Origin of the sequence: Amaricoccus sp., assembly GCF_036846665.1 — a bacterium.
GTDB lineage: Bacteria > Pseudomonadota > Alphaproteobacteria > Rhodobacterales > Rhodobacteraceae > Amaricoccus.
Genome location: NZ_DAIUBO010000114.1, coordinates 1 through 11,976, shown reverse-complemented (window position 1 = coordinate 11,976; position 11,976 = coordinate 1). Strand labels below are relative to the sequence as shown.

Below are 11,976 nucleotides of genomic sequence, written 5' to 3'. Positions count from 1 at the left end.
TGGCGCTTGTATTCGTGGATGCGCTTGATCTGGATGTCGAAGAGCGCGGAGGGGTCGAGCCGCATGCCGAGCCGGTCGCGCACGACGCGGGCGAGGCGCTCCTTGTTCTGGCGCTTGACGGCGGCGAAGGCGGTCTGGAACCCGGGGTCGGTGGCGAAAGGCTCCAGCGCGCGCAGGGCCTCGATATCGTCGAGGAAGGCGTCGCCGATGGTCTCGCGCAGGAGGCTGGTCAGGCCGGGATTGCACTGCATCAGCCAGCGGCGCGGGGTGATGCCGTTGGTCTTGGGGTTGATGCGGTCGGGATACATCTCGTGGAGATGGCGGAAGACCGTCGCCTTCATCAGCTCGGTGTGGAGCGCGGAGACGCCGTTGATGGAATGCGCGCCGACGAAGGCGAGGTTGCCCATGCGCACGCGCCGCTCGCCGGTCTCGTCCACGAGGCTGATGTCGCGCACCGCCGCGTCGTCGAAGCCGTGCTCGGCGCGGGCGGAGCGCAGGAGGCGGGCGTTGATCTCGTAGATGATCTGCATCTGCCGCGGCAGGAGCCGCTCGAAGAGCGGCACCGGCCAGCTTTCCAGTGCCTCGGGCAGCAGCGTGTGGTTGGTATAGGCGATGGTGCGCCGGGTCATGTCCCAGGCGGTGGTGAATTCGTAGCCGTGCACATCCATCAGCAGGCGCATCAGCTCGGCGACGCAGACCGCCGGGTGGGTGTCGTTGAGCTGGACCGCGACCTTCTCGGGCAGGTTGTCGAGCGAGGGATATTGCTGGAGGTGGCGGCGCAGGATGTCCTGCAGCGAGGCGGAGGAGAAGAAATACTCCTGGCGCAGCCGCAGCTCCTGACCCGAGGGCGAGGCATCGGCGGGGTAGAGCACGCGCGTCAGCGCGTCGGCGCGGTTGCTTTCCTTGAGGCTGCCGATGTGGTCGCCGGCGTTGAAGGCGTCGAGCCGGATCGGGTCGATCGGCTCGGCGTTCCAGAGCCTCAGCGTGTTCACGTTGGTGCCGCGCCAGCCGACGATCGGCGTGTCATAGGCGCTGGCGATGACCCGCTCGGCCGGGCGCCAGACGTATTTCTCCTCCTCGCCGTTGGCTTCCTGGTAGTCGACGTAGCCGCCGAAGCCGACCTCGTAGGCGCTCTCGCGGCGGTCGAATTCCCAGGGATTGCCGTGTTCGAGCCAGGTCTCGGGGTATTCCAGCTGCCAGCCGTCCTTGATGCGCTGGCGGAAGAGGCCGTGACGGTAGCGGATGCCGTAGCCGTAGGCGGGCACGCCCACGGTGGCCATGCTCTCCATGAAGCAGGCGGCGAGCCGGCCGAGGCCGCCGTTGCCGAGCGCGGCATCGGCCTCGAGCGCGGCGATGGCGTCGAAATCGACGCCGAGCTCGTCGAGCGCCGCCTGCATCGGCTCCAGCAGGCCGAGGTTGGAGACCGCGTCGCGCATCAGCCGGCCGATGAGGAATTCCAGGCTGAGATAATAGACGCGCTTGGCCTGGGTCTCGTAGGTGTGGCGGATGGTGTTCATCCAGCGCTCGATGGCGCGGTCGCGGGCGACGAGGATCGTCGCCTGCAGCCAGTCATGGGGCTTGGCGACCTTGCGGTCCTTGCCGATCCGGTAGACGAGCCGCTCGACGATGTCATGGGCGAGCGCATCGGGATCGTTCGAGCGCGGATCGGGCAGGAAGTCCGTCAGGGGCTGGTTCATCGCATCATCACCGGGTTGCTTTCGGCCGGGCGGGTCCCGAATCCGTGGTGGCCAGACAGCTCGGCATGCCGGAGCATCGCCGCTGCCAAACCGTTCCGGAAGGGGCGCAGTATGGTCATTCGGCGGCGGGGATCAAGCTGCAATGCGTCCCGGTCCGGGCGTGGCGGCGTCCGGGGCTGTCGCATCTGGCGGTCATTCATCCTTCCCTCTTCGACCGTCCCGCCACAATACAAGGGCAGTGCCCGGCCCGGGCTTGAGCGAAGCGCCCGCGTCGTTCCGGAGACACGACTTCGGCGTGACGGGGCGGGGTGGTGACGCTAGGCCCGACCGGAAATCGATCTGAACCGGTCGCGCTGCCAGGTGCAATTCCCCTTGGGCTCAACCGGCCACGCGGTCGATGCCTCCGTGGGCCGCCGACCAGGCGAGCGGCTCGGCGAGGAAGCGCTCGACCTCGTCGAGCGTCCCGGGCGCGAAATGCCCCGCCGCACGGGCCTCGGCGAGCACGTCGCGCCAGGTGGCGAGCCAGTGCAGGGTCAGCCCGTGGGAGGACAGGACGGCCTCGGTGCGGGGAAAGATGTCGTAGTAGAAGATCACCAGCGTATGGGCGACCTCGGCGCCGGCCCGGCGGATGGCTTCGGCGAAATGCAGCTTGGAGCCGCCGTCGGTGGTGAGATCCTCGACCAGCAGGACGCGGCTGCCCTCGGCGAGCGCGCCCTCGATCTGGGCGTCGCGGCCGAAGCCCTTCGGCTTCTTGCGCACATAGAGCATCGGCAGGGCGAGGCGCTCGGCGATCCAGGCGGCGAAGGGAATGCCGGCGGTCTCGCCGCCGGCCACCGCGTCGAAGCCCTCGAAGCCCGCGTCGCGCAGGAGCTTCGCGCAGGCGAAATCCATCAGCGCGCCGCGGATGCGCGGATAGGAGATGAGCTTGCGGCAGTCGATATAGACCGGCGAGGCGAGGCCGGAGGTGAGCTTGTAGGGCTCCTCGGCGCGGAAATGCACCGCGCCGACCTCGAGCAGCATGCGCGCGGCCAGCCGGGCCATCTCCGCGTCGGGGGGGAAGCTGTTGGCGAACATCCTCTACTCCTCTCGGCCGGCGACGCGCCAGTGGAGCGGTCTGCCGGGATCGAATACCACGACCGGGCCGGCCCCGGTCGCGACCGCTGCCGCGCTCTCCACCGGGGTCTCGCTGCGTTCGAGCCGGATCCGGCCGGCGTTCGGCGTGCGGCGGTAGAAGGCCGGGCCGTTGAGCGAGGCGAAGGCCTCCAGCCGGTCGAGGGCGCCTTCCTCCTCGAAGACCTGCGCCAGCCAGCCGAGCGCCACCGGTGCGGTGAAGACGCCGGCGCAGCCGCAGGCGGTCTCCTTGGCGTCCCGGGCATGGGGGGCGCTGTCGGTGCCGAGGAAGAAGCGCGCGTCGCCGGAGGTCGCCGCCTCGCGCAGCGCCAGCCGGTGGGTTTCGCGCTTGACGATGGGCAGGCAGTAGAAATGCGGCCGGATCCCGCCGACCAGCATGTGATTGCGGTTCAGGATCAGGTGGTGGACCGTGAGCGAGCCCGCGAGATTGGCCGGGGCGGAGCGGATGTAGTCGATGCCCTGCGCAGTGGTGACATGCTCCAGCACGATGCGCAGCTCCGGCAGGCGCGCCCGCAGCGGGTCGAGGACGCGGTCGATGAACACGGCCTCGCGGTCGAAGATGTCGATCGCGGGGTCGGTGACCTCGCCGTGGATGCAGAGCGGCAGGCCGATCGCGGCCATGCGTTCGAGCACGGGCGTCACCGCCTCCATGTCGCGCACGCCGCTGGCGGAATTGGTGGTGGCCCCGGCGGGATAGAGCTTGACCGCGGCGATCAGGCCCTCGGCCGCGGCGGCGGCGAGGTCGTCGGGATCGGTGGTCTCGGTGAGATAGAGCGTCATGAGCGGCTCGAAGGCCTGGCCTTCGGGCAGCGCAGCGAGGATGCGGTCGCGATAGGCGCGGGCGTCCTTCGCGGTGACCACGGGGGGCACCAGATTGGGCATGACGATCGCCCGGGCGAAGTCGCGCGAGGCGGGCAGGACGCCGGCCAGCATCGCCCCGTCCCGCAGGTGCAGGTGCCAGTCGTCGGGGCGGCGGATCGTCAGGCTCTGCGGCATCGGGCTCGGGTCTGATGGCGGCGCGTCCCGATTAGACGCGCCACCGGGCGGTGGCAAGTCCGACGGGTTGCGGTCGGCTTCGCAAGCCGCAATGAGTCGGGATGCAGCTTGCGGGAGACGGGCGATGATGCGGCGACTGCTCGGCACGGCACGGCGATCCTTCGACAGCCTGAGCGAGCAGGAGATCCTCGCGCTGGCGATCTCCTCCGAGGAGGAGGATGCGCGCATCTATCGCGCCTATGCCGACGGGCTGGCCGAGACCTTCCCCGCCACGGCCAGGGTGTTCGAGGAGATGGCGCAGGAGGAGGACGAGCACCGGCGCCGGCTGATCGACCTGCACGTTCGGCGCTTCGGCGAGAAGATCCCGCTGCTGCGGCGCGAGCATGTGCGGGGCTACTACGACCGCAAGCCCGACTGGCTGGTGCGCCCGCTCGGCATCGAGAAGACCCGCGACATGGCCGAGGCCATGGAGAACCAGGCGGCGCGGTTCTACCAATCCGCGCTGGAGCGCGCCACCGACGCCGGGACGCGCAAGCTGCTCGGCGACCTGGCGACGGCGGAGAAGGGGCATGCGAGCCTCGCCCGGCGTCTCGGGCACGCGCACACGCCCGAGGAGATCCGCGACGAGGAGGCCGAATCCGAGCGCCGCCAGTTCCTGCTCACCTTCGTCCAGCCCGGCCTCGCGGGGCTGATGGACGGCTCGGTCTCGACGCTGGCGCCGATCTTCGCGGCCGCCTTCGCCACCGGCGACACCTGGCAGACCTTCCTCGTGGGTCTCTCGGCCTCGATCGGCGCCGGCATCTCCATGGGCTTCACCGAGGCCGCCCATGACGACGGCAAGCTCTCGGGGCGCGGGTCGCCGGTCAAGCGCGGGCTCGCCTCGGGGATCATGACCACCATCGGCGGGCTGGGGCATGCGCTGCCCTATCTCATCCCGCATTTCTGGATCGCCACCGGAATCGCCATCGCGGTGGTCTTCGTGGAGCTCTGGGCGATCACCTGGATCCAGCACCGCTACATGGAGACGCCCTGGATGCGCGCGATGTTCCAGGTGCTGCTCGGCGGCTCGCTGGTGCTCGCCGCGGGCATCCTGATCGGCAACGCCTGACGCGCGGTCTGGCCGTCCGGGCCGGTCCGGCACTCGTTGGCGTTCACGTTTGCAATCGTATGCAGGCCGGGCTAGCCTGCGGCATCGCGAATCATTCCTCCGATTCAGGGAACACCGATGACGGCTCGTGCGCACCGAAACCTGTCGCTTGTCGCGGTGAAGTCGCCGGGTCGGGCGGCCGCCGTGGACGATGCTTCGGTGGAGGCCGTCGTCAGGGAGGTCCTCGCGGCCGTGCGGGACCGGGGCGATGCGGCGGTGGCGGAATATGCCGCGAAGTTCGACAGGTCGCAGCGCGACGGTTTCGAGGTGACGCAGGAAGAGCGCGCCGCGGCGCTGGAGGATCTCGACCCGCAGACCCGCAAGGACACCGTATTCGCCATCGACAACGTCCGGCGCTTCGCCGAGGCGCAGCGCGCGACGCTGCAGCCGCTCGAGGTGGAGGTGATGCCTGGCGTGCATCTCGGCCATCGGGTGATCCCGGTCGAGCGCGTCGGCTGCTACGTTCCCGGCGGCCGCTACCCGCTGCTGTCGGCGCCGATCATGACCATCGTGCCGGCCAAGGTCGCCGGGGTCGACGAGGTGATTGCCGCCCTGCCGCCGAACGCGCATCCGGCGATGATCGCCGGATGCCATCTTTCCGGGGCGGACCGGATCTTCCGCATCGGCGGGGCGCAGGCGATCGCCGCGATGGCCTTCGGGACCGAGAGCGTGCCGAGGGTCGACAAGATCGTGGGGCCGGGCAACGCCTTCGTCAACGAGGCCAAGCGGCAGGTGTTCGGGGCCGTGGGCATCGACCAGCTGGCGGGGCCCTCGGAGATCTACGTGCTCGCCGACGAGACGGGCGATGCGGAGATGATCGCCACCGACCTCCTGGCGCAGGCCGAGCACGATCCGCGCACTCGGGTGGGGCTGATCACCACCAGCCGGGCGCTGGCGGAGGCGACGCTTGCCGAGGTGGAGCGGCAGCTCGGCGATCTTCCGACCGCGGCGACCGCCGGGCAGGCCTGGCGCGATTCCGGCGAGATCGTGGTGGCCGCCGACGAGGCGACGATGATCGCCTATTCCGACGAGATCGCGGCCGAGCACCTCCAGATCCATACGCGCGATCCGCGGGATTTCGCGCGGAAGCTCCGGAACTACGGATCGCTCTTCATCGGCGAACTGGCGAGCGTGGTCTATTCCGACAAATGCTCGGGAACCAACCACACGCTGCCGACCATGGCCGCCGGCCGCTATACCGGCGGCCTCTGGGTCGGAACCTATCTCAAGGTCGCGACGCACCAGTGGCTCGACGAGCGCGGGGTGCGGGCGGTGGCGCCGCCGGCGGTTCGGCAGAGCGCGAGCGAAGGGCTGGAAGGGCACCGCCGCGCGGCGCAGCTGCGCCTCGACCGGATGCAGGCGCGATGAGGCGTTTCACGGTGAGACGCCGGTCAACATGTTGATTCAAATGGCATTCTCGAATCTTCGTTCCTGATGCCTGCGACCTCGCCGTCGAGTCTCGTCCCGCCCGCGCCAATGGACCCCCAGCCCGATCGACCCGCGGCAATCGGGCGGCGGTGCAGCTGCACCTCCCTCGCCCTGCCGTTTCGGTCGGGGCGGCATGGGGTGGGGGCCGCGCGGGGCAAGCCCCTGCCAGATGTGTTGATGGTCTCGCCCGATGCGCGGCAACCATCAACGAAGCTTTTTACCGCTCTGAGCCCAAGGTTGCCATTGCAAAGAGCCGCAACCGGCCGGGACTTCTACACCCCAAGGTCTTTTCGCGAAGCGAGAACAAGTCTTGTGATCAGCTCGTCGGGAATGGGTTTGCGTGGCGAGAAGGTCACGCCGGTCTTCGTGGCCTTGAGTCCAGCGGTGGCGATGTCGTTGGCAAGTGAAGATATGGCTCCGTTGCTAACATACAGGCCGCATTGCTTGCTAAAGGCCGCATAGCCCGCGACGATCGACTTTCCAAACCCGAACCCTGGCATGTCGTACATGATAAGCTCTTCCGCATCAGGAAGAGCTTGAGCCAGTTGCGAGCGCAATCGGGTTAGAAGTGGCCGAAATTGCTCGGGGGCCGCAGCAATGTACGCATCATGGTCTGCAAACTTCGTCATTCCCTACTATCGGCAAAGATCCATCGCAGCGCAATTGTGTGACACGCAGTCGGCCAACGACGGCTCCGTCCGCACAGTCGACACTCCAGACGACGACTCCCCTGGATTTCTGCGAGGGCGGGCGCCTGTCGGGAGCGCGGTCATGCCTTGCTCGATGCGAGGCGCTTCGACAGATCCTGCAAGGAGCCTGCGCGCGGGGCGCGGCCTTTGTCTTGCCCCGAGATCCGGCCTCGGGCCGCAGCATCGGTCAGACGGAAGGGCCGTTGGTGCGAGACGCCGATTCCAGCGCATGGCCGATGCGGCAGATGCCGGCCTCGTCGAAGGCGCGGCCGACGATCTGGAGGCCGAGCGGCATCCCGTCCGAGCTGCCGGCGGGAAGCGCCAGGGCCGGGTGGCCGGTCAGGTTGAAGGGCAGGGTCCGCATCGGTGTCCAGACCGGCCGGCCGGCGCGGAAGGCCGCCAGCGGCGGCGCCGGCGAGAGCGTGTTCGCGGTCACCAGCGCGTCGTGGCATGCGAAGATCGTGGCGTCGATCTCGGCGCGCAAGGCATCGCCCGCCCGCCTTGCGGCGGCGAGATCGGCCTCGGTCAGGCAGATGCCGGAGACCAGGCTGCGGAAGGCGGCACGGCCGTAGCCCGGACCGCTGGCGGCCAGATCGGCACGGTGGAGCGCGAACGCCTCGGCCTGGAGCATCACCGCGCCGGCCGCATGCATCAGATCGTAGTCCGGCATCGCCACTTCGCCGACCTGCGCCCCCATGCGGGCGAGGCGTTCGACGGCGGCATCGATCGCGCCGAGCACCGCCGGGTCGAGCGCGGGATCGCGGGCGAACCAGTTGCGCGCATAGGCGATGCGCAGGCCCTCGATGCCCCGGCCGAGATCGGCGGCGGCGGGGGCGGCCGGGGGGGCTTGATCGGCGATGGCGTCGAGGGTCAGGGCCGCTTCGGCGACGGTGGCGCTGATCGGGCCGACGTGGTCGAGGCCGGGCGCCAGCGGGACCACGCCCCCGCGGGGAACGCGGCCGAAGCTGGGCTTGAGGCCGACCACGCCGCAATAGCCGGCGGGGGCGCGGATCGAGCCGCCGGTATCGGTGCCGAGCGCGGTGCGCAGCAAGCCGCCGGCGACCGCTGCCGCCGCCCCGGAGGAGGAGCCGCCGGTGATCCGCCCGGGGTCGCGCGGATTGACCGCCGGGGGGTCGGGCAGGTCGAAGGATGGACCGACGAGGGCGAATTCGTAGGTGGCGAGCTTGCCGAGTGGCACCGCGCCGCCGCGGAGCAGCCGTCGCACGACCTCGGCGTCCCGGGCGGCGCGGTGGCCGGCGCGCAGGCGCGAGCCGCAGGCCGTGGCGCTGCCGGCCAGGTCGATCATGTCCTTGACGGCGATGGGGATGCCGTGGAGGGGGCCGCGGTCCTGCCCCGCCGCGAGCTCGGCATCGGCGCGGGCCGCGGCCGCGAGGGCGGGCTCTGCGGTCACGGCGACGAAGGCGTGGAGCGCGGGGTTGCGCGCGGCGATGCGCTCGAGATGGGCCCGGGCGAGCGCGACCGCCGTCAGGCGGCCGTCGCGCAGCCGGGCGGCCGCCTGCGGGATGGGAAGATCCGCGGGGTTCATTCGTCGCCGGGACGGCGCCGGTCCGCGCGCGCCACATAGGCGCGGACCAGGGCGGCGGCGCGGTGGAGCGTCCGGGCCTCGGCCAGGGCGATCGCCCGGTCTTCCGGCGCCAGCGTCAGGCCGGCGCGCCTGGCGGCCTCGTCGAAGGCTTCTTCCGTCGGCTCGGGCGCGTCCATGGGATCGCTCAGGTGCGGGCCGCCTCGAAGGCGGTCCAGGCGGCCTCGAAGGCGGCGAAGTCGAAGCCCGGCGCGCGCGCGGGACCGAGCACGAGCTTCTCGGTGGCCTGCATCCTGGCGATGGCGCCGGCGAGCCGGGGGATGACCTCGGGCGGGACCACGACCGCACCGTGCCGGTCGGCATGCACGAGGTCGCCGGGCGCCACCCGCAGCCCGAAGATCGTCACCGGCACTGCGTTCTCCAGCACATGCACGAAGCCGTGGCTTGGCCCGATGGAGCCGGCGACGACGGGAAATCCGGGTGCGAGATCGCCGAGGTCGCGCATCACCCCGTTGGTCAGCGCGCCCGCCATGCCGAAGCCCTTGTGCACGGTGGTGTTGATCTCGCCCCAATAGGCGCCGATGCAATCGGGAAAATCGACGTCCTCGATAACGGCGACGGAGGGCTGCGGCGCCTCGGCCATCATCCGGTAATAGGCCATGCGGCGGGTGCGGATCGTGGCGGGATCCTCGGTCGGTGGCCTGAGGGCCGATATCCTCGCGGTGGCGGCATAGCCGACGACGGCAGGCTCCTCCGGCGCGGAGCAGAGCATGGTGCCGCGGGTGAAGGCGTCGAAGCCGCGCCGGCCCTGCGCCACCTCGATGGCGTTGCAGACGCTCGGGGTGTCGACGCCGCGCAGCAGGTCGAGCAGGGCGGGGTCCATCATGCCTCCAGCCAGCGGAGGAGTTCCGCCGTGGTTTCCGCGGGTTTCTCCAGGGTGGGCAGATGCCCGGCGTTCCCGATGATCGCGAGGCGCGATCCGGGGACGAGCGCGTGCATCAGCTCGTGGCGGTCCCGCGGGCAGAGGCGGTCCTCTGCGCCCATCAGGATCAGCGTGGGGCCGCGCCAGGCGCGGAGCGTTTCCTGCTGGTCGGGCCGCGCGGCGAGCGCGCGCGACTGGCGCACGAAGACCTCCGGCCCGAGGTCGAGCGCCATGGCCATGCAGAGGTCGAGGATCGCGCTGCGGTCCGGGCCGTCGGCGAGGTAGTTGGGCTTCATCTCGTCGCGCATGACGCTGTCGAGGCGGCCGGCGAGCGCCTTCCCGATCTGGGGCTCGCGGCCGCGGCGCACCGCCTCCGTCTCGGCGAGCGGATTGGTGTCGAGGAGCGCGAGGCGCTCGACGCGCACCGGCGCCTGGCGCAGCATCTCCATCGCCACGATCCCGCCCATGGAGAGGCCGGCCAGCGCGAAGCGCAGCGGCGCGGCGGCGAGGATCGCGGCGGCGAGCGCCGCGACGCTGTCGTGGCCGGAGATCGCCGCGAGATGCAGGGGACGGCGCCCGGAGAGTGCGGCGATCTGCGGGGCGAAGAGCCGGGCGTCGCACATCATCCCGGGCACGAGGACGAGCGGGGTCATGGCACGCGCCGGGCGCCTTCCGCGAGGCTGGCGAGCTTGGCCCAGGCGATCTCGGGATCGACCGCGCCGAAGCCCGCGAAGGTGCCGAAGCCGCAGTCCGAGCCCGCCATCACCCGGTCGCGCCCCACGATCCCGGCGAAGCGCTCGAGGCGCTGGGCGACGAGATCGGGATGCTCGACGAAGTTCGAGGTTGTGTCGACGACCCCGGGAACGAGGATGCGGTCCTCGGGGATCTCGCGGCGGCGGTCGCGGAAGACCGTCCATTCATGGCCGTGGCGGGGATTGGCGGTCTCGAAGAGCAGGTAGCGGGCGCGGGCCTGCATGAGCAGGGGGAAGACCCTGTCCATGGCGATGTCGCAGACATGCGGCCCCTCGTAATTGCCCCAGCAGATGTGGATGCGGATGCGCTCCTGGGGGATGCCGTCGAGGGCGTGGTTCAGCGCCTCGACATGGGAGGCGGCGAGCTTGACGAATTCGGCGTCGGAGAGGTCGGTGAAGAGCATGTGCCGCGAGAGCGCGAGGTCGGGGCAGTCGAGCTGCAGGTCGAGCCCGGCGGCGACGATGCGGCGGTATTCGTCGCGCATGGCATCGGCGAGGGCCGCGAGATAGGCGTCGCGGGTCGTGTAGTGGTCGTTCTGCAGGAAGAGCGAGATCACCCCGGGGGAGGCGGCGTTCATGAAGCCGCGCGTGGCGCCGTGGGTGGCCATGGCGGCGCGCAGGTTGGCGATGTCCTTCTCGAGCTCGTGCTGGCCGGTGGGGCGGACCTCGCCGACGCACATCGGGCGCGCGTATTGCGGCGTTCCGCCGGATCGGGCGAGGCGTTCGAGGAAGCTCGGGAAGAGCTTCAGGTCGGCGGGCGCGTTGCGCGGGCTGTCGCCGGCGAAGCCGGTGTAGCGGTCCTTGACATAGGTGGCATAGGAGATCTTCGAGGTTTCCCCGTCGGATACCACGTCGATGCCCGCCACGACCTGGCGGTGGACGACCTCGGAGACCGCCGAGGCCATGCAGGCGTCGAAGGCGGCGGCGTCGTAGTCCTCGCCGCGCTCGCGGGCAAAGAGGAAGTCGACGACCGGCTGGCTGCGGGGCAGGGAGCCGACATGGGTGGTGCGGATCGGGGTGGTCATGGCGTCGGGGCGTCCCTCGTGCTTGGCGCTGCCGTCCCGGGAGGGGGGGGTGGATGCCGGCGCGGGAGGAGACGCCGGCATCCCCCGCCGGTCAGCCCTGCCAGGTGGCGCCGGCGGGATCGTCGGTGTCGGTGACCCGGTAGAGGCTGGCCTCGCCGGTCATCGACGGCGCGAGTCCATGCGCGAGGCCCGGCGGGACGGCGCAGGTGTCGCCGGGGGCGAGCACGGTGGTGCCGCCGTCCCAGGTGAGGCGCCAGTGGCCGCGCATCACCATGAGCACGTGGTGGCGGTCGGAGACATGCATCGCCTCGGGGATCGAGCCGCGGGTGAGAAGCTCCACCTCGAAGCCCGGCCTGTCGCGCAGGATGGCATCCGGGCCGATGACCTTCGCCGGCTGCCCGGCCGCCATCGCCATCAGATCCCAGTAGCGGGCGACGTAGCGCGGGACGACCTCCTCGGGGGTGGGCTCGGGGATCGTCGCGAGTTCGGCCTCGGTGAGGAGCGGCATCGGCGCCACGCCCTCGGGGAGGCTCTGGCCGCGCTTGGTGTCGTAGAGCTTGCCGTTCTCGCCCAGCACAAGCCCGTGGTCGCGCGCGTCCTCGATCACCTGCGGTGCCCAGACCACGCCGCCGCCGGCGTCGTCGCC

The 11,976-nt window shown here is 70.6% G+C and carries 12 protein-coding genes; 2 read left to right on the top strand and 10 right to left on the bottom strand.

Translation table 11 applies throughout. The features are described from left to right. The 3 genes from glgP to pyrC all read right to left on the bottom strand — a co-directional run. The coding region (glgP, locus tag V7050_RS12190; protein ID WP_324410590.1) for a glycogen/starch/alpha-glucan family phosphorylase at positions 1 to 1,697 on the bottom strand (1,697 nt) is incomplete at its 3' end. Positions 1,698 to 2,075: 378 nt separating this feature from the next. Further along, a complete protein-coding gene (locus V7050_RS12185; RefSeq protein WP_324366545.1) occupies positions 2,076 to 2,771 on the bottom strand; it encodes an orotate phosphoribosyltransferase in 696 nt (231 codons plus the stop codon). A 3-nt stretch (positions 2,772 to 2,774) separates the two neighbouring features. Further along, positions 2,775 to 3,824, bottom strand: a complete 1,050-nt coding sequence (pyrC, locus tag V7050_RS12180; protein ID WP_324366546.1) for a dihydroorotase — start codon at positions 3,822 to 3,824, stop codon at positions 2,775 to 2,777. Positions 3,825 to 3,948: 124 nt separating this feature from the next. On the opposite strand from pyrC, the gene mbfA reads away from it, so the two are divergent. After that, positions 3,949 to 4,932, top strand: a complete 984-nt coding sequence (gene mbfA, locus V7050_RS12175; RefSeq protein ID WP_442885597.1) for an iron exporter MbfA — start codon at positions 3,949 to 3,951, stop codon at positions 4,930 to 4,932. 117 nt (positions 4,933 to 5,049) lie between these two features. Beyond that, positions 5,050 to 6,339, top strand: a complete 1,290-nt coding sequence (hisD, locus tag V7050_RS12170; RefSeq protein WP_324374787.1) for a histidinol dehydrogenase — start codon at positions 5,050 to 5,052, stop codon at positions 6,337 to 6,339. Positions 6,340 to 6,671: 332 nt separating this feature from the next. On the opposite strand, the gene V7050_RS12165 is transcribed toward hisD, so the two are convergent. From V7050_RS12165 to V7050_RS12135, 7 genes are all read right to left on the bottom strand, one after another. Beyond that, the gene (locus tag V7050_RS12165; protein WP_324369644.1) at positions 6,672 to 7,028 is read right to left on the bottom strand and encodes an iron chaperone; all 357 of its coding nucleotides are present in this window, start codon (positions 7,026 to 7,028) and stop codon (positions 6,672 to 6,674) included. A 247-nt stretch (positions 7,029 to 7,275) separates the two neighbouring features. Further along, positions 7,276 to 8,634: an amidase gene (locus V7050_RS12160; RefSeq protein WP_324369645.1), complete on the bottom strand. Its 1,359-nt coding sequence runs from the start codon at positions 8,632 to 8,634 to the stop codon at positions 7,276 to 7,278. Further along, positions 8,631 to 8,810, bottom strand: coding sequence for a hypothetical protein (locus V7050_RS12155; RefSeq protein ID WP_324369646.1), 180 nt, complete (start codon positions 8,808 to 8,810; stop codon positions 8,631 to 8,633). The genes V7050_RS12160 and V7050_RS12155 overlap by 4 nt, the downstream gene beginning before the upstream one ends. An 8-nt stretch (positions 8,811 to 8,818) precedes the next feature. After that, positions 8,819 to 9,514 (bottom strand): RraA family protein, encoded by a 696-nt coding sequence (locus V7050_RS12150; protein ID WP_324369647.1) that lies wholly within the window; start codon positions 9,512 to 9,514, stop codon positions 8,819 to 8,821. Beyond that, positions 9,514 to 10,206, bottom strand: a complete 693-nt coding sequence (locus tag V7050_RS12145; RefSeq protein WP_324369648.1) for an alpha/beta fold hydrolase — start codon at positions 10,204 to 10,206, stop codon at positions 9,514 to 9,516. Before V7050_RS12145 ends, V7050_RS12150 begins: the two co-directional genes overlap by 1 nt. Next, positions 10,203 to 11,330 (bottom strand): cobalamin-independent methionine synthase II family protein, encoded by a 1,128-nt coding sequence (locus V7050_RS12140; RefSeq protein WP_324374785.1) that lies wholly within the window; start codon positions 11,328 to 11,330, stop codon positions 10,203 to 10,205. Before V7050_RS12140 ends, V7050_RS12145 begins: the two co-directional genes overlap by 4 nt. 91 nt (positions 11,331 to 11,421) lie before the next feature. Continuing rightward, a partial coding sequence (locus V7050_RS12135) for a cupin domain-containing protein (RefSeq protein WP_324410588.1) occupies positions 11,422 to 11,976 on the bottom strand: 555 nt, incomplete at its 5' end.